This is a genomic window from Egicoccus sp. AB-alg2 (assembly GCF_041821065.1).
GTDB lineage: Bacteria > Actinomycetota > Nitriliruptoria > Nitriliruptorales > Nitriliruptoraceae > Egicoccus.
In genome coordinates, this window is record NZ_JBGUAX010000001.1 from 463,402 (window position 1) to 479,913 (window position 16,512).

Sequence of the window (16,512 nt, forward strand, 5' to 3'; positions counted from 1 at the left end):
GTATGGCACAGTGGTGCCACCAGAGAAGGGAGGTGGTCCGTATTGGATAGCAGTCATCACGGGACCCTGGAGGTGCACGGCCGCTAGGCCGTCGCTGGTATGCCCGGCGGAATCCAACCGATGCACCGCCACTGCGCGCCGGTCGGGAATTCGTCCCGCCTGACGTTCCGGGGGTGGTCCGCCACCTGCGGAGCGGTGCCAGAGGTTCCACCAGCAGTCACAACGCGAGGGGCGCGGCCACCGGCCGCGCCCCTCGTCGTCGTCCTCCCCCGTCGACCGGTCGTCCACCGTCGCGTCACGGGACGTTCAACCCTCGCTAGGCTCCGCGCGCCCCCACGTCTTCGCGAGCGCGAGGCCCACCCGTCGTGGTCGAGTCGTCTGCCCGCGCCGCCGCCCGTCGCGAACTGCCGACGCCGCTGCGTGCGCTCCTCGTCCTGGTCCTGCTGTACGCCTTCCTCGTGGGCGTCGGGTTGCTGGAGACCGGGATCGCGGCCCTGGGCGAGGGGTTCGAGGAAGGACTGCTGACCAACGTCGCCAACCCGATCTCCGGGTTGTTCGCCGGCATCCTGTTCACCGTGCTGGTGCAGTCGTCGTCGGTGTCGACGTCGGCCATCGTGGGGCTGGTCGGGGCCGGCACGCTGTCGGTGCCGCTGGCCGTGCCGATGATCATGGGCGCCAACATCGGCACGACGGTCACCAACACGCTCGCCTCCCTGGGCAACATCCGTCGCTCCGACGAGTTCCGTCGCGGCTTCGCCGGCGCGACGATGCACGACTTCTTCAACGTGCTCGCGGTGGCCGTCCTGCTGCCGATCGAGTTGATGACCGGCTTCCTCGCCAACATCGCCGAGGCGCTGACCGAGCGCCTGCGCGGGGCCGAGGTCTCCGAGGTCGGCACCAGCCCGATCCGCACGGCGGTGAAGGCGCCGATCGGGTTGGTCGAAGCCTTCTTCGACGGTGATCCGTTCGGCGGCCGGTTCGCCGGCGTGGTCTTCCTCGCACTCGGCCTGGGGCTGATCTTCCTGGCGCTGGGGCTCATCACGCGCAACATGCGCGAGCTGGTGGCCGGCGGCGTGGAGCGCGCCATGAACAAGCTCGTCGGGCGCGGGGGTGGCGCCATGGGCATCCTGGTCGGCATCGCCGTGACGGTGTCCGTCCAGTCCTCGACCATCACCACCTCGATCCTGGTGCCGCTGGTGGCGGCGGGCATCCTGACGTTGCCCAACGCCTACCCCATCACCCTGGGCGCCAACGTCGGCACCACCATCACGGCACTGCTCGCGTCGCTGGCCGTTCTGCGGCCCGAGGGGCTGACCATCGCCCTCGTCCACACGCTGTTCAACGTGATCGCACTGGCGGTGCTCTATCCCGTGCCGCGCCTGCGGCTGCTGCCCGTCCGCCTCGCCGAGGGGTTGGCCGGACTCGCCGTGCGGCGGAGATCCGTCGTGTTCGGCTACGTCCTGGGACTCTTCCTGGTCGTACCGCTCCTGGGCGTCTTCCTCATCCCGTGACCAAAGGGGTCAACCATGCCGTTCGGGTTCCTGCGTGACGACGGCAGCGATCGGCTCGACCGGATCGAGGCGACGCTGCAGCGGATGTTCGCCGACGACCGCCACGCGTTCGATCTGGCGATGTCGACGCTGCTCGGCGGCGCCGCCCCCCACAGCGTCGGCGCCGAGCTGCGGGCCACGGACCACCGGGTCAACGAGGCCGAGCGCGAGATCCGCCGCGAGCTGGTGGTCCACGCCAGCGTGCACGGCGGCATCGACACCCCGGCGATCCTCATCTACATGTCGATCGTGAAGGACGTGGAGCGGATCGGCGACTACTCGAAGAACCTCTACGACCTCGCTGCCGACGGCGCCCGACTGGACGCGTCACCGGACGTCGAGCAGCTCAACGAGATCCGATTCGAGGTGTCGGGGCTGATCTCGGACGCCGGCGACGTGTTCGGCGCCCGCGACCCGGAGCGGGCGCGCGACGTGCTGATGCGTGGTGACCAGCTGCTCGACGACTTCGACGGGCGGGTGTCGGCGCTGGTGCGCGGCGACGACCAGAGTCCCAACGCCGTGGCCCGCGCGCTGCTGTTCCGCTACCTCAAGCGGATCGTCGCCCACCTCATGAACGTGCTGTCCGCCGTGGTCGTGCCGATCGACCGGCTCGACTACTTCGACGAGGACCCCGAGGACCGCAACTGACCTCAGGCGGGCGCGCCCAACTCAACCCGTACCAGTTCGGTGCCGCCCGGCTCGGGATTCAGCGGGCCACGCTCGCGGGTGATCACCAACAGGTCGGCGTCACGGTCGTCGACGTGCCCTGCCAGGGCACCGTCGGCGACCGACGCCGCCGCGACCGGGGGTCCCGCCCGGATGGCCCGCTCCTCGTCGAGGAGCCACACCTCCAGACGCTCGCCGGCAGCCAGCTCCGGCAGACCGCTGACCGTGAAGGCGACCTCGTCGCCGTCGATGACGACGAACGCGCTGACGCCCTCCGCAGCCTCGGCCACGACCGGGAGACCGCTGGACAGCTGCCGCAGCGTCTCGCCCCGGTAGCCGGCCGCCTGTGAGTAGCTCGCGGCGGCCGTGCGCAGGTGCAGGTTCCAGAACGCCATCGCGCTGGCCAGCAGGATCACGACGATGGACGCGATCGTCACGTGCCGTACGCCGATGCGGCCACCCGTCGGCGGTGGCTCGTGTGTGTCGTGGCGACGCGCCACCTCGGTCTGCACCTGGGAACGCGCGCGCTCGTCGCGCTCCGCGGCGGCGAGGTCCGCGGCCAGGTCGCGCAGTTCGGCGACACGGAGCCGACAGTCGCGGCAGCCGAGCAGGTGCGTGCGGAAGTCGGCGGCCTCGCCCGCGTCCAGACCGCCGAGGACGTGCCCGACGGCCAGCTGCTCGTATCGCTCGTGCTCACCCCGCATGAGCCGGAGCGTACGCCCTGCCGACGTCACGGGACAGCCGGATGGTCCCGGCCGCACGCATCGGGTTCAGCAGGGGCTGCCGGACAGGTACTGCCGGGGGTTGACGGCCGAGCCGTTGACGCGGGTCTCGAAGTGCAGGTGGGGTCCGGTGGAGTTGCCGGTGTTGCCGACGTAGCCGATGGTCTGGCCCTGCGAGACGGACTGGCCGCTGCCGACCGACATGGAGCTCTGGTGCGCGTAGGCGGTCACCACACCGTCGTGGTGGTCGATCAGGACGAGGTTGCCGTAGCCGCCCTGCCAGCCGGCGAAGATCACCGTGCCGGCCTTGCTGGCGCCGATGGGGGTGCCCGTCGGCGCCCCCTGGTCGATACCGCGGTGCATGCGTCCCCAGCGGGGGCCGTACTCGGAGGTGACCGGCGCGCACAGGGGCCAGGCGAAACCGGACGACGATGGCGCCGACACGTTGGCGCTGCCGCCACCGCCACCACCGCCGCCACCGCCGCCGCCGGAGCTGGCAGCGCGCTGCTGTTCGGCCTCGCGGGCGGCGGCCCGCTCCGCCGCCCGGCGGGCGGCCTGCTTCTCGCGGATGAGGTCCTCGAGCTGGGACGACTCGGCTTCCAGGTCGTCCTGCTCGGACTCCAGACGTTCGAGGTCGTCGCGGGCGGCCGCGGCGGCCAGGGCGCGCGTCTGGCGCAATTCCTCGACCTCGGCGAGCAGTTCCTCCTGCTCGGCGAGCATGGCCTCGAGCCGGTCCTGCTCGGCCCGGAGCCGTTCGCGCTCGGCCTCGACCGCCACCTCGGCGGCCTCCAGACTCTCGATCGTGACCCGGTCGGCCTGCGTGATCACCCGCAGGTACGACGTGCGCGTCATCGCGTCCTCGGCCCCGTCCGAGTCCAGGAGCAGCTGGAACGGGACGCTGGGGCCCTCCTTGAACATGCGGGCCGCGCGATCGGCGAAGGCCTCCGCCACCGCGGCCGCCTCGGCCTCGACCTCGGCGAGGCGCTGCTCGGCCTCACGCACGGCGCCGCGCTGGCGCTCGACCGCGGCAGCGACCTCGTTGACGACCGCCTCGACCTCGGCGAGCCGCTCGTCGGCGTCGGCGAGGGCCTCGTCGGCGTCTTCCGCGCGGGCCTCGGCCTGGCGGATCTCGCGCCCCAGCGCGTCCAGGCGCGACTGCGCCTCGGCGAGCTGGCGCTGCTCGGCCTGCTGGGCGCCCGCGACGGTCGGCAGCAGTCCTGCCGTCAGCACGATCGCCGCGGCCAGGGCCACGACGCGCACGATCCGAGAACGCAACATTTCCTCCGGAGCCGGCAACAGGCCGTCCATCGGGCCCGCGGTTGCGGGTGGTGCCGGCAACGGGGAGGACGGGAGCGATGACCCCGTCCGACCGGGCAGCGGCAAACGGCGCGAAAAGGTAGCCGACGAATCCGGGATGTGCACCTTCGAACACGTACCCCGGTGGACGACTGCCTCTATCGCCCGGTGTCCGAGCCGGTCCGGAACCGGCCGGTACGCTCCCCGACCGGTTGCCCGGGGCCGCGTCGGGAACCTCGTCCGACGTTGGGGGACGCGAAGTCGCGATGGGTGCACGCAAGCTTGCCATCTCCCTCGGCGCCGTCGTCGCCGTGGCCCTGGCCGTCGTCCTGCTGCTGGCCGCGCTGCTCTGGTTCGTCCAGCGCGGCGAGATCCTGCCCAACACCGTCGTCGCCGGTGTCGAGGTGGGTGGGCTCACGCCGCCCGAGGCCGCCGACGCCCTCCGCGGCGTCGCCGACGCCCGCCGCGAGGACGCCGTGATCTTCTCGTTCGAGGACGAGGAGTACGTCATCGCCCCCGAGGACGTCGGGTTCGAGGTGGCCCTGGACGAGACGGTGGCGACCGCGGCCGCCCGAGGCCGCGAGGGCCTGCCGGGGGACGTCGCCGAGCGGGTGCGCAGCCTCTGGACCGCACGCGAGTACGCGCTGCAGGAACGACACGACGACGCGCTGCTCGCCGCACGGGTCGACGAGATCGCCGGCGAGGTCGACCGTGAGCCCTTCGCCGGGACCGTCGAGGCCGACCCCGACTCGCTGGAGGTCCGTGTCGAGCGGCCGCGCGGCGGCGCGAGCGTCCAGCGCGACGAGCTCACCGAGGTGCTGACGCGCGCGATGCTCGATCCGGGGCCGGACGAGGTGGACCTGCCGGTGGAGACCACGCCGCAGCCGGTGTCCGACGAGGACGTCGACCGTGTGGCCGACCAGGTCGAGGGCGCGGTGGCCGCCCCGCTGACGCTGCAGGCCGCGGACACCAGCCTCACCCTCGAGCCCGCGACGATCGCCCGGCTCATCGACGTCGTCGAATCCGGCGACGGGGAGGACGCCACGCTGGCCATCGAGGTCACGCCCGAGCGGATCGAGGAGGTCCTCGGCGACGCGGTGCGCCGCTTCGACGTCGAGCCGGAGAACGCCCGCTTCGTCGTCGACCGCTCGCCACCGTCGCGCTTCGACGACGCCGGCTCGACGACGTTCACGCCGATCGAGGCACCGGCGACGGTCGAGGGTGGCAGCGACGGCACGCGCTTCGAGCCCGAGGCGGCGGCCGAGCAGCTGACGACGCTGTTCGCGGAGAACGTCCGTGAGGCCGACCTCGAGGTCGAGGTCGTGGAGCCAGAGCTGCCGGCGGAGCGCGCCGAGGACCTGCGCCCGACGCACGTGATCGGCACCTTCACGACCTATTACACCGCCGGTCAGCCGCGCACCCAGAACATCCAGCGACTGGCCGACGTCATCGACGACACGGTCGTGCTGCCCGGCGAGCAGTTCTCCATCAACGAGATCTCCGGGGAGCGCCGCTGCGACAAGGGGTACGTCGAGGCCGGCACGATCGTGCAGGGCGAGCTGGTCGACACCTGCGGTGGCGGGGTGTCGCAGTTCGGGACCACGACCTTCAACGCGGCCTTCTTCGCCGGCGTGCAGCTCGACCAGTGGAAGGCCCACTCCTGGTACATCTCCCGGTACCCGATGGGACGGGAGGCGACCCTCTCCTACCCGGTGCTGGACGTGGTCTTCACCAACACGACCGACGCCGCGATCGTCGTCCGGGCCTCGTACACGTCCGAGTCGGTGACGGTGACCCTCTACGGGCAGCCGATCGCCGACGCCGTGCGCGCCGAGCACGGCCAGCCCACGAACCGGACGACCCCGCAGACCCAGACCCGCACCACCAGCGAGCTGTCCTGCGGCCAGGAGCGCGAGGTCCAGGGGCAGACCGAGGGGTTCACCGTCGAGGTCGTGCGCACGGTCGAGCGCACCGGCGGCGACCGCGACCAGCAGACGATCCGAACGGTCTACTCGCCGCAGAACCGCATCGTCGAACGCGGGGCCTGCTGAGGGCCTGTCCCGCTCAGCGCACCGGTCGGACGCGAACGCCCGGCGGGCGGCCCCACAGACCCGGGCCGTCACCGCGGGGCGGCCGGACACGGGCAGGCGGCGCCGGTGCGGGCGCCAATGGCGGAGGCAGGTCCGCCGTGCCGGGGCGCAGCAGCACCACGGGGCGACGCCACCGGCCCTGTGGCTCCGCGATCCACCCGTCGATGCGGGCCTCGACCTGCATCCCCGCATCGAGCCGCGGTGCCAACCGGGCGGCCACCTGTCGGTCGAGGTAGCCGATGCGCCAGCTCGTCGCCGTGTCCGTCGCCCCGTCCGCCATCGCCCCGGACGGGGCCGTCGCTCCCCCGGTCGGGTCCGCCGCTAGCCCGGCCGGGTCCGACGTTCCCCCGGCCGCCGCCGTCCCCCCGGCCGGCACCGTCCACACGGCGACCGCGTACGGGTCGGCCGGGTTGGCCGGTTCCCGGCGCAGTTGCAACGGCTGGCCCGGATGCGGGGCCGGCGCACCGGCGGGACGGGCGGCGAACGCGTGGCCCCGCACCGGCGTCCGGAACGCGCGGAGCGCGGCACCGATGGGCGGGGCCGAGGGCGAGTGGTGGCGGAGGTCGGTCACGGCCCGAGCATCCCGGACGGCTGTGACAGGGCCTGTTGCCGGCGGGCCTCGGCCGCCGTCTCGCAGGTGTCCTCGCGGGCGCAGTAGTGGCACCAGGCGCCGCCGCGCAGGCGCAGGTCCTCCTCGGGCGCGTCGGCGAGACGCACGAGCTGCGCGACCCCGTCGAGCACTCGTCGCACGGTGACGAGCAGCGTCTCCGCACGCAGGGACTCCACCTCCGCCCGGCCCTCGGTGACGTAGAAGGTCGCCCAGCGAAACGGCAGACGACCGGCCGCCAGCGCGACCAGCAGCGCGTAGAACCGCAGCTCGTGGCGGTCGTGCTGGGCGCGCGGCCGACCCGTCTTGAGATCGACGACGAGCGTGCGGGCGCGATCGTCGCGGCGGGGGCTGACCAGCACCAGGTCCGGCACGCCCCGCAGCACCACGCGCCCGCCCGCCAGCCGCACTTCCACGGGACGTTCGACGTGGGCCTGCACGCTGCCCGGCGGCAGCGGTGGCCACACCTCGCGGAAGCCGACGAGGAGTCCGGTCACCTCGTCGCGCAGGCACTGCGCGTCCGCAGCGGGCAGGTCGTTGAGCCAGCGGGACAACGACGCCGGGTCGCCCGGCCGGCGCGACGCCTCGGCCTGCCAGACGCGCCCGACGACGGCCGCGGGCGTGTCGGCGCGGGCCTCGTGCCAGTCCTGCTCGACGGCGAGGTGGGTGAGCGTGCCCCGTGCGTTGGCCCAGGAGTGCGCATAGGGCTTCGGGTCGCGTTGCCAGCCGTCACAGGCCAGGCGCTCCAGCGCGCTCTTCGTCACGAGCAGCCGACCGCCGCGCGCCGCCGACGCGGCCTCGCTCAGCGCACCGTCCACCTCCGCGAGGCCCGCCTCCAGGCGCGCCCGCAGGTCACCTACCAGCGCCGGGTCGTCGGCCGGCCGCGGCAGGCCCCAGCCCAGCAGGTCCTCGGCCAGACGCCGGCGGGCCGGCAGGTCGAGGGCCAGTGCCCCCGTCGCCAGTGCCGCCGTCGCCACCGTGTCCTTCGACACCCCCGGCTCCTCCACGTTCCCCTTGCCCGCCTCGCGACCGGTTGCAGGCTAGGACCCCGGTGTGACGCCGCCGTGGAGGCGTCCACAGCGGCCCCCGTGACGGTGCCCGCCCACCGCGGACCCCGCCGCACCCGAGGCGACGACCGGCTCACAGCCGGGCGAGCGCCCGGAGGTCGTCGTCGGACAGCTCCGGCGACACCAGCGTGCCCCCGGCCACCTCCAGCACGGGCACCCCGCCGATCCCCCGGCCGCGCAACATCAGCATGCGCTGACGCAACTGCAGACGGGCGTCGCGGTCGTCGAGCGCCGCCCGTGCGGCGTCGAGGTCGAGACCGGCCCGGCCCGCCAGCGTCAGCAGCACCTCGGGGTCGCCGAGGTCGGCGTCGTCGTGCCAGTAGGCGCGCAGGCAGGTGGCCCGCCACGAGGCGCCCAGCCCGGCACGGCCCGCGACGCCGCCGATCACGTGGGCGCCCAGCGTCGGCGGTCGGCGGGTCGGGCGCCGCAGGTCGAGCCCCAGCTCCGCCGCGCGTGCCGCATGCCGCTCGAGCTCCTCGTACTGGTCGAGGGTGACGGGCAGCGCCGTGTCGAGCCCGAGCGGGTCGAAGCCCTCGAACGCCACCGCCACGCCGGCGTCGGCGAGCCGCTGCAGGCGCAGCAGTGCCACGACGCTGGCGGCGGAGGGGTAGTCGAAGTAGAGCGTGAGCATGCGTGGCCGTCGGGCGCGCGCGTCGGCGGAGCGCGGCCGCGGCGGCAGCCTACGCTCGCGCCCCATGGACGTCCGGACCCTGCTCGCCACCGTGCCGCGGCCCGGTCGCCTGGCCTGGATCGGTCTGCGCACCCGGCGCCGCGGACCGATGACCACGCCGGCGCTGGCCGAGGCCGTACCCGGCCTGGGCCTGCTCGGGGACCGCCGGGCCGAACGCGCACGCCCGGACCCGGCGGGCCGCCGTCAGGTCACCCTCGTGCAGGCCGAGCACCTGCCGGTCCTGGCGACGCTGCTCGCGCGCGACGAGCCCGTGGACCCGGTCGCCCTCCGTCGCAACCTCGTCGTCGGCGGCGTGAACCTGCACGCCCTGGGCAAGCGCCGGTTCACCATCGGCGACGTGACCTTCGAGGCCACCGGCCCCTGCCACCCCTGCTCGCGGATGGAGGAGGAGCTCGGTCCCGGTGGCTACCAGGCGATGCGCGGCCACGGCGGCATCACCGCCCGCGTCCTGACGCACGGCACGATCCACCTCGGCGACCCGGTCGCCCTGTGTCCGCCCGGTGACGGACCGCTGGGCACCGCCACGTGAGTCGGCTCAGCCGGGCGCGTCGCCCATGGCGGCCGGGCGGTCCGGGTCGGCCGCCCATCCCGACCAGGACCCGACGTAGAGCCGGCCCGGGCGGCCGAGCCGCTCCAGCACCAGCAGGTCGAGCGTGGCGCTGACGCCGGAGCCGCAGTAGGCGACCACGTCGTCGGCGTCGAACACGCCGGCCGCCTCCCACCGCGCCCGCAGTTCCTCGTCGCCACGCAGCCGCCCGTCGTCGCCGAGGTTCTCGCCGACCGGCACGTTGACGGCGCCGGGCACGTGTCCGGGTCGCGGGTCGACCGGTTCGAACTCCCCCCGGTAGCGGGCTGCGGCGCGGGCATCGACGACCACGCTCGCCGGGTCCTTCGCCAGGCGGGCCACGGCGACCGCGTCGGCGAAGCGCTCCACGGGCCACGGCACGACGCGGCGGGTCACGGGCGTGCGCCGGACCGGGCCGGTCTCCAGCGGCCCGTCCCAGGCCGCCAGCCCCCCGTCGAGCAGGGCCGCCGGCTGCCCGATCACCCGCAGCAGCCACACCAGCCGGGCGGCGCTCGCCCCGCCACCCTGGTCGTAGGCGACGACCAGGACGTCGTCGGCGATGCCGAGCGCGCCGAGACCGGCGGCGAACGCCTCGGCGCTCGGCAACGGGTGCCGCCCGTCGGTCGGCTCGCCCGGGCCCGACAGCACGCCGCCGAGGTCGACGTACACCGCCCCGGGCAGGTGTCCGCGCAGATAGGTGTCCTCGCCCTCGCTGCCGTCCAGCGCCCAGCGGACGTCCGCCAGCACCACCTCACGCTGGGCCTGCAGCCGTACCAGCGCCCGGGCAGCGATCACCGGCGGCACCTGCTCGCTCATGGCGTGTCCTCCCTACGACGCACGACGGTGGTCGACGCCGACCGCCGGAGCGACGCTAGTCGTCCGATCAGTAGCCTCACGTCGAACCTGTCCCCCGTCCCGTTCGGAGACCCATGGACCGCGAGGCCACCAGCGCGCAGGTACGGCTGCTGGGCGACCTGCTCGGCCGGACCATCGCGCACATCGAAGGCGACGACCGACTCGACCTCGTCGAGCAGGTCCGTGCCCTGTCGGTCGCGGGCCGGCGCGGCGACGACGCGGCCGGCCCGGAGCTGACGAAGCTGCTCACCAACATCAGCGTCGACGACGCGTTCGTCGTGGTCAGCGCCTTCGCCGCCTGGTTCCGGCTCATCAACCTCACCGAGGACCAGGCCATGGTCCGCCAACTGACGGCCGACCGGATCCGCGCCGGTGAGGCGGGCCGGCCGCACACCGAGACGCTGCTGGCCGCCGTACACACGCTGGCCGACTGGGGCCTGTCGGCGCAGCAGGCGGCCACCGCGATCGGCGAGGTGCAGGTCCGGCCCGTGCTGACCGCCCATCCGACGGAGTCGAAGCGCCGCACGACGCTGACGAAGCTGGCGCGGATCGCGGGCGCGTTGCGCGACCTGGACTCGCCGCTCGTGACCCCCGAGCACCGGGCCCACCTCGAGCGCTACCTCGCCGAGGAGATCGCCTCGCTGTGGCTGACCGACGAGACCCGGATCCGGCCGCCGTCGGTCATCGAGGAGGTCCGAAACGGGCTGTACTGGATCGAGTCGGTGCTGTTCGACCTCGTCCCCAAGCTGCATCGCGACCTGCGTGACGCGTTCGCGGCCGTCTACCCGGACGAGCCGGTGGACGTGGGCGGCTTCCTGCGGATCGGCTCGTGGATCGGCGGCGACCGCGACGGCAACCCCAACGTCACCCCCGACGTCACCGAGCAGACCCTGCGCGAGCACCAGTTGCTCTCGCTCCGCCTGCTGCGCCGCAGCATCGACCGCCTGCACGCCCACCTGTCGGTCAGCGAGCGACGCGGCACCAGCACCGCGCTGGCCAACCGCGTCGCCGAACTGCGCGAGTTGCTGCCCGAGGAGGCGGCCGAGGTCGAGCGCAAGTACCCCTCGCAGCCGCACCGGCAGTTCCTCGCGCTGGTCTACCAGGTGCTGCTGGCCACCGAACGGCTCGCGCGCCGCCCCTGGCGCCACCGCGAGAGCGATCCCCGGGCCTACGCGCACGCCACCGAGCTGATCGCCGACCTCGAGGTGCTGCGCGACAGCCTGCGCTCGGTGGGTGCGGGCCTCATCGCCGACGGCCGGCTGCGTTCGCTGCAGATCCAGGCCGAGGTGTTCGGGTTCCACCTCGTCACACTCGACGTCCGCCAGCACGCACGCCGCCACACGGCGGCACTGAAGACCGTGTTCGCCCGCTACGGCGAGTCGGATGCGTACGACGAACTGGCCGAGGACGACCGGGTCGCGCTGCTGACCCGCGAGCTTCGCTCGCCGCGGCCGCTGGCGCCGGCGGTACTCGACTTCGACGAGCAGACCAACGAGACCCTCGAGGTGTTCCGGGTCATCCGCCGTGCCCACCAACGGCTGGGCGACAACGCGATCGACACCTACATCATCTCCATGACCGAGCAGGTCTCGGACGTGCTGGGCGTGCTGGTCATGGCCCGGGACGCCCGCTGCGACCACGGCCTGGACGTCGTGCCGCTGTTCGAGACGGTCGACGACCTCGTCCGCGCACCCAAGGTGCTGGAGGCGCTGCTGACCTGCGAGCCCTACCGGCAGCACCTGCGCGACCGCGGCGACCACCAGCAGGTCATGATCGGCTACAGCGACTCCAACAAGGACGCGGGCTACCTCGCCGCGACCTGGCAGCTGCACCGGGCCCAGCGGGCGCTGGTCCGGGTCGCCGACGCGCACGGCGTGAAGCTGACCGTCTTCCACGGCCGCGGCGGCAGCATCGGCCGCGGCGGCGGGCCGGCAAACGCCGCGATCCGGGCCCAGCCGCCGGAGGCCGTCCGCGGACGGCTGAAGCTGACCGAGCAGGGCGAGGTCATCGCCGCCCGCTACCGCGACCCCGTCCTCGCGCACCGCCACCTCGAGCAGATCCTGCACGCCGTGCTGCTGACCGCCGCGCCGGACCGCCCGCCGACCACGACGCAACGTGCCGACGAGGTGCTCGACGAGATGGCCGCGCTGGCCCGGAAGGCCTACCGCGACCTGGTCCACGACACCCCGCAACTGGTCGACTACCTGCACGAGGCCACGCCGCTGGACGCGATCGGGGAACTCAACATCGCCTCCCGGCCGGCCCGCCGTCAGGCCGGCCGCGGCATCGAGGACCTGCGCGCGATCCCGTGGGTGTTCGCCTGGACGCAGTGCCGGGTGCACCTGCCGGCCTGGTACGGACTCGGCTCCGCGATCCAGCAGTGGGCGGGCGACGACGACGCGCGCTGGCAGGAACTGCGCGAACTGGTCGAGGCCAGTCCCCTGCTGCAGACGATCCTCGACAACGTGGAGATGGCCCTGGCCAAGGCGGACCTGCGCATCGCCAACGCGTACGCCGGCCTCGCGCGGGCGGAGGTCCGCGATGCCGTGTTCCCCCGCCTCCAGGAGGAGCACGAGCGCACCGTGGCCGCGCTGTTGCGCATGCGCGGCCACGACCGGCTGATCGAGGACCAGCCGGACCTCGTCGACGTGCTGCGGCTGCGCGACCCGTACCTCGATCCGTTGCACGGCGTCCAGGTGGCGCTGCTGCACCGGCTGCGCAACGAGGAGGATCCCGATCGTGTGCAGGCGCTGCGCGAGGCGGTGCTCGTGGCCACCAACGGCATCGCCTCGGGACAACGCAACACGGGCTGAGCCGGGCACCCGGCCGGGGTGGTGACCCGGCCGGAGGTCCCACATCTGAGGACCTTCCGCCCTGCTCCGCGTCGAGGAACCACTCGTACCGTGGGGCCCACGAGGAGGTGGTGCCCCGTGGAACGCACCGTTCGGGTCTTCCTGCCCATCCAGGGCGAGGCACGGTCACTGTTGGCCGTGTTCGTCGACGCGCCCGTCCGCTGGCTGCCCGAGGGGCACTACGGCGAGGGCAGCGGCATCGAGGCGACCGTGCGCGCCGGCGCGCTGTCGCGGACGGTGGTGGCCCGCGTGGGCGCCCCGTGGGTGGTGGGCTCGACGCACTGGCGCTCGCTGCAGTGGGACCCGCTGCACGACGACGGGCCGGCGCGGACCGACCGGTTCCTGCCCGCCTTCGACGGCGAGCTCGGGATGCACGTCGCCGGTGACGGGCGGATGACGCTGATCCTCGACGGTCGCTACGTGCCACCGGGCGGTGCCGTCGGTGCCGCCCTGGACGGTGTGGCGCTCGGACGGCTGGCCCAGCGCAGCCTCGAGCGCTTCCTCGAGGACGTCGCCGAGCGGCTGCAGGACGCCGCGCTGTCCGACGCCGCCCGCAGCGTCGCGACCTGAGCCCTCCGGAGGTCGGCGCGTCCTCGTGCGTGCCCGTCTACGGGCGGGGCACGAACGGCACGCGCCAGCGAAGGCGCGTGCCGGTGCCGTCGGCACGCGGCGCCCAGGAGACGTCGCCCCCCAGGCGGGCGGCGCGCTCGGCGAGGTTGCGGCGCCCGAAGCCGCTGCCCGGCGTCTTCGACACCCCGACGCCGTCATCGGTGACGATCAGCGCCAGGCCCGACGCGTCGACGCCCAACTCCACCTCCACGTCGGTGGCCCGTGCGTGCTTGGCGACGTTCGTGAGCGCCTCCCGCAGGACCGGCAACAGCTGCTCGGCGATGGCCGGCGGCACGGCGGTGTCGACGGGGCCGTCGAACCGTATCCGCGGCGCACGGGGCAGCAGCGGCGTGAGCTCGTCGACCAGCCGCAGGACGTCGTGGCGCAGGCCACCGTCGCCGCCGGCGCTGGACTGCAGGGCGAAGATCGTGGCGCGGATCTCCTTGACGGTGAGGTCGATCTCGTCGACCGCACGCTCGAGGCGGTCGACGACGTCCGGGCGGCCCTCGGCACGCTTGAGGGTCCCCTGCAGGGACAGGCCCGTGGCGAACAGGCGTTGGATGACCGTGTCGTGCAGGTCCCGGCCGATGCGTTCCCGTTCCTCGACGAGCGAGACGCGCTGCAGGTCGGCCCGGACCTGTTCGGTCGTCAGCACCAGACTCGCCTGGGCCGCGAACCCGGTCAGCAGAGCCTCGTCGCGGTCACCCAGGCCGCTGCCTCGTGCCACGCCCAGCGCTGCGACCAGGTCCTCGCCGGCGCGCAGGGGCACCCACAGCGACGGGCGGTCGCCGAAGACGGGTCCCGACGGGCTGCGCACCACGGCACCGTCGAGGAGCGTGCCCCACGCGGGCCCTTCCGGTGCCGGCAGGAAGCCGGGCAGCGGGGCGTCCTCACCGGCGGCGGCCAGCACCCACAGGCCCTCCTCGTGCGGGCCCACCACGCAGGCCGCGTCCGCGTCGATCAACACGGCCGCGAACGACGCGATCCGGTCCCGGACCTCCGCCAGCGGCGCGCCGGTCAGCGCCGAGGTCGTCACCTCCAGTACGGCGTCACGCCACCGTTCGCGCTGGCTGAGCTCGTCGTACAGGCGCGCGTGCTCGATGGCGGTGCCGGCCACCGCGGCGAGCCCGACGACCAGATCCTCGTCCTCCTGGGTGAACGGCCCGCCGCCGCGCTTCTCCGCGAGGTAGAGGTTGCCGAACGCTCGGCCCCGTACCCGCACGGGAGCGCCGAGGAAGCTGTGCATCGGCGGGTGGTTGGCCGGGAAGCCGTACGACATCGGATGGTCCGTGATGTCGTCGAGGCGGACGGGCTCGGGCTGTTCGATCAGCAGCCCGAGCACGCCGCGGCCCTCCGGCAGGTGCCCGATGGCCTGCGCCGTCGCCTCGTCGACCCCGCGGTGCACGAACGCGGACAACCCGTCGCCGTCGGCGGAGATCACGCCGAGCGCGCCGTAGCGCGCGCCGACCAGCTCGCACGCCGCCTCGACCACGCGGCCGAGCACGGCTTCGAGGTCGAGGTCGGCCGTGACCGCCAGGACCGCGTCGAGCAGCTGCCCGACCCGCCGGTCCAGCGACCGGGAGCATTCCTGGTGCGTCGAGGCGCCCACCCGTGTTCCCTCCGCTGCCGCTCGCGACGTGGCACCCTAGTGTTCCCTACGCCTGCCGATCCGAAAGTGCACGCCGTGGCCGACGCCGTCCGTGTCTTCCTCGTCGACGACCACGAGGTCGTCCGCCGAGGGCTCCGGGACATGATCGATGCCGAGGACGACCTCGAGGTCGTGGGTGACGCGGCCACGGCCGGCATGGCGCTGGCCGGCATCGCGCAGACCAAGCCCGACGTCGCGGTGCTCGACGTGCGCCTGCCCGACGGCAACGGCGTCGAGGTCTGCCGCGAGGTCCGCGCCCGCGACCCCCGCATCGCGTGCCTGATGCTGACCTCGTTCGGCGACGACGAGGCCCTGTTCGACGCCATCATGGCGGGCGCCGCCGGCTACCTGCTCAAGGACGTGCGCGGCAACGACCTGCTCGACGCCATCCGGCGGGTGGCGGCGGGCGACTCCCTGCTCGACCCGGCCGTGACCGGCAAGGTGCTCGAGCGCCTCCGCCGCGGCGACGAGGAGGACCCGCGGCTGACCTCGCTGTCGGAACAGGAGCGCCGCATCCTCGCGCTGATCGCCGAGGGGCTCACCAACCGGCAGATCGCCGAGCGGATGCACCTCGCCGAGAAGACGGTGAAGAACTACGTCTCCAACCTCCTGGCGAAGCTCGGCATGCAGCGCCGCACCGAGGCGGCCGTGTTCTACACGCAGGTCGAACGCGGCGAGGCCTGACGGCCACCCATCCACGCCCCACCCGCGGGCACGGGCGGACGCCGCCGGCGTCGGCGACGCATCGGGCGAGGGTCGACCGTCCCCGGTCGAGAGGGTCGGCGGTCCCTTGCCCCGGGCCGGCCGCCAGGGCACGTTGACCGTGGTGCCGACCCCCACCGCACCCGTCGGCACCGAGGGGGCCGCCATGGACACCGCGACCGACCGTCACGACCTCGAGGTCCTGTCACTGCAGGAGTGTCTCAGCCTGCTGGGCAGCCGGCCCCTCGGCCGGCTCGCGTACGTCGATCGGGGTTCGCCCAGCATCGTGCCCGTCAACCACATCGTCGACGGGCGCACGATCGTCTTCCGTGCCCTGCACGGCGCGAAGACCGACGCCCTGATCATGGGCCGGCCGGTCGCCTTCGAAGTCGACGACCACGACCCGGCCCGCGCGGTCGGCTGGAGCGTGCTCGTGCGTGGCCGCGCCGAACCGGTCGACGACGAGGAGGCCCGCCGCTTCGCCGCGGAGCTCGACAGTTGGGCCGCCACGACGGCGATGCGCCACGTCATCGTGCGCATCCATCCCGAGGAGATCACGGGTCGGCGCCTGCGCCGGTCCTGACGTCCCGGC

At 73.7% G+C, this 16,512-nt stretch carries 15 protein-coding genes; 8 read left to right on the forward strand and 7 right to left on the reverse strand.

What is annotated here, in order from left to right:
- The first annotated feature begins 365 nt into the window (after positions 1-365).
- Complete coding sequence (locus ACERM0_RS02180; RefSeq protein WP_373676854.1) at positions 366-1,511, forward strand: Na/Pi symporter; 1,146 nt, start codon at positions 366-368, stop codon at positions 1,509-1,511.
- A 15-nt stretch (positions 1,512-1,526) separates the two neighbouring features.
- Positions 1,527-2,198, forward strand: a complete 672-nt coding sequence (locus ACERM0_RS02185; RefSeq protein WP_373676855.1) for a PhoU domain-containing protein — start codon at positions 1,527-1,529, stop codon at positions 2,196-2,198.
- Positions 2,199-2,200: 2 nt separating this feature from the next.
- Here ACERM0_RS02185 and ACERM0_RS02190 read toward each other — a convergent pair whose 3' ends face one another.
- Entirely contained in the window at positions 2,201-2,920 is a 720-nt protein-coding gene (locus ACERM0_RS02190) for an anti-sigma factor domain-containing protein (protein WP_373676856.1), read from the reverse strand.
- A 66-nt stretch (positions 2,921-2,986) separates the two neighbouring features.
- On the reverse strand, positions 2,987-4,213 hold the full coding sequence (locus ACERM0_RS02195) for a M23 family metallopeptidase (protein ID WP_373676857.1): 1,227 nt from the start codon (positions 4,211-4,213) through the stop codon (positions 2,987-2,989).
- Positions 4,214-4,500: 287 nt separating this feature from the next.
- On the opposite strand from ACERM0_RS02195, the gene ACERM0_RS02200 reads away from it, so the two are divergent.
- Positions 4,501-6,285, forward strand: a complete 1,785-nt coding sequence (locus ACERM0_RS02200) for a VanW family protein (RefSeq protein ID WP_373676858.1) — start codon at positions 4,501-4,503, stop codon at positions 6,283-6,285.
- Between the two features lie 13 nt (positions 6,286-6,298).
- Here the strand turns inward: ACERM0_RS02200 and ACERM0_RS02205 are convergent, their stop codons facing one another.
- The 3 genes from ACERM0_RS02205 to ACERM0_RS02215 form a co-directional block, all read right to left on the reverse strand.
- Complete coding sequence (locus tag ACERM0_RS02205; RefSeq protein WP_373676859.1) at positions 6,299-6,895, reverse strand: hypothetical protein; 597 nt, start codon at positions 6,893-6,895, stop codon at positions 6,299-6,301.
- Positions 6,892-7,923, reverse strand: coding sequence for a PD-(D/E)XK nuclease family protein (locus tag ACERM0_RS02210; protein ID WP_373676860.1), 1,032 nt, complete (start codon positions 7,921-7,923; stop codon positions 6,892-6,894). The genes ACERM0_RS02205 and ACERM0_RS02210 overlap by 4 nt, the downstream gene beginning before the upstream one ends.
- 148 nt (positions 7,924-8,071) lie before the next feature.
- Entirely contained in the window at positions 8,072-8,629 is a 558-nt protein-coding gene (locus ACERM0_RS02215; RefSeq protein WP_373676861.1) for a DsbA family protein, read from the reverse strand.
- 64 nt (positions 8,630-8,693) lie between these two features.
- Between ACERM0_RS02215 and ACERM0_RS02220 the strand changes: the two genes are divergently transcribed.
- On the forward strand, positions 8,694-9,218 hold the full coding sequence (locus ACERM0_RS02220; protein ID WP_373676862.1) for an MOSC domain-containing protein: 525 nt from the start codon (positions 8,694-8,696) through the stop codon (positions 9,216-9,218).
- A 6-nt stretch (positions 9,219-9,224) separates the two neighbouring features.
- On the opposite strand, the gene ACERM0_RS02225 is transcribed toward ACERM0_RS02220, so the two are convergent.
- Complete coding sequence (locus ACERM0_RS02225; RefSeq protein ID WP_373676863.1) at positions 9,225-10,070, reverse strand: sulfurtransferase; 846 nt, start codon at positions 10,068-10,070, stop codon at positions 9,225-9,227.
- 113 nt (positions 10,071-10,183) lie between these two features.
- On the opposite strand from ACERM0_RS02225, the gene ppc reads away from it, so the two are divergent.
- On the forward strand, positions 10,184-12,922 hold the full coding sequence (gene ppc, locus ACERM0_RS02230; RefSeq protein ID WP_373676864.1) for a phosphoenolpyruvate carboxylase: 2,739 nt from the start codon (positions 10,184-10,186) through the stop codon (positions 12,920-12,922).
- 117 nt (positions 12,923-13,039) lie between these two features.
- Positions 13,040-13,531, forward strand: a complete 492-nt coding sequence (locus ACERM0_RS02235; protein WP_373676865.1) for a hypothetical protein — start codon at positions 13,040-13,042, stop codon at positions 13,529-13,531.
- Positions 13,532-13,568: 37 nt separating this feature from the next.
- On the opposite strand, the gene ACERM0_RS02240 is transcribed toward ACERM0_RS02235, so the two are convergent.
- Entirely contained in the window at positions 13,569-15,179 is a 1,611-nt protein-coding gene (locus ACERM0_RS02240) for a GAF domain-containing protein (protein ID WP_373676866.1), read from the reverse strand.
- A gap of 75 nt (positions 15,180-15,254) precedes the next feature.
- On the opposite strand from ACERM0_RS02240, the gene ACERM0_RS02245 reads away from it, so the two are divergent.
- Positions 15,255-15,902 carry a response regulator gene (locus tag ACERM0_RS02245; RefSeq protein ID WP_373676867.1) on the forward strand — a complete coding sequence of 216 codons (648 nt, stop codon included), beginning with the start codon at positions 15,255-15,257 and terminating at the stop codon, positions 15,900-15,902.
- Positions 15,903-16,086: 184 nt separating this feature from the next.
- Complete coding sequence (locus ACERM0_RS02250) at positions 16,087-16,503, forward strand: pyridoxamine 5'-phosphate oxidase family protein (RefSeq protein ID WP_373676868.1); 417 nt, start codon at positions 16,087-16,089, stop codon at positions 16,501-16,503.
- Positions 16,504-16,512 lie beyond the last annotated feature (9 nt).

Coding starts and splice junctions, on each gene's coding strand:
- ACERM0_RS02185 (WP_373676855.1), top strand. CDS start 1,527: ATGCCGTTCGGGTTCCTGCGTGACGACGGCAGCGATCGGCTCGACCGG.
- ACERM0_RS02190 (WP_373676856.1), bottom strand. CDS start 2,920: ATGCGGGGTGAGCACGAGCGATACGAGCAGCTGGCCGTCGGGCACGTC.
- ACERM0_RS02200 (WP_373676858.1), top strand. CDS start 4,501: ATGGGTGCACGCAAGCTTGCCATCTCCCTCGGCGCCGTCGTCGCCGTG.
- ACERM0_RS02215 (WP_373676861.1), bottom strand. CDS start 8,629: ATGCTCACGCTCTACTTCGACTACCCCTCCGCCGCCAGCGTCGTGGCA.
- ACERM0_RS02220 (WP_373676862.1), top strand. CDS start 8,694: ATGGACGTCCGGACCCTGCTCGCCACCGTGCCGCGGCCCGGTCGCCTG.
- ACERM0_RS02225 (WP_373676863.1), bottom strand. CDS start 10,070: ATGAGCGAGCAGGTGCCGCCGGTGATCGCTGCCCGGGCGCTGGTACGG.
- ppc (WP_373676864.1), top strand. CDS start 10,184: ATGGACCGCGAGGCCACCAGCGCGCAGGTACGGCTGCTGGGCGACCTG.
- ACERM0_RS02250 (WP_373676868.1), top strand. CDS start 16,087: ATGGACACCGCGACCGACCGTCACGACCTCGAGGTCCTGTCACTGCAG.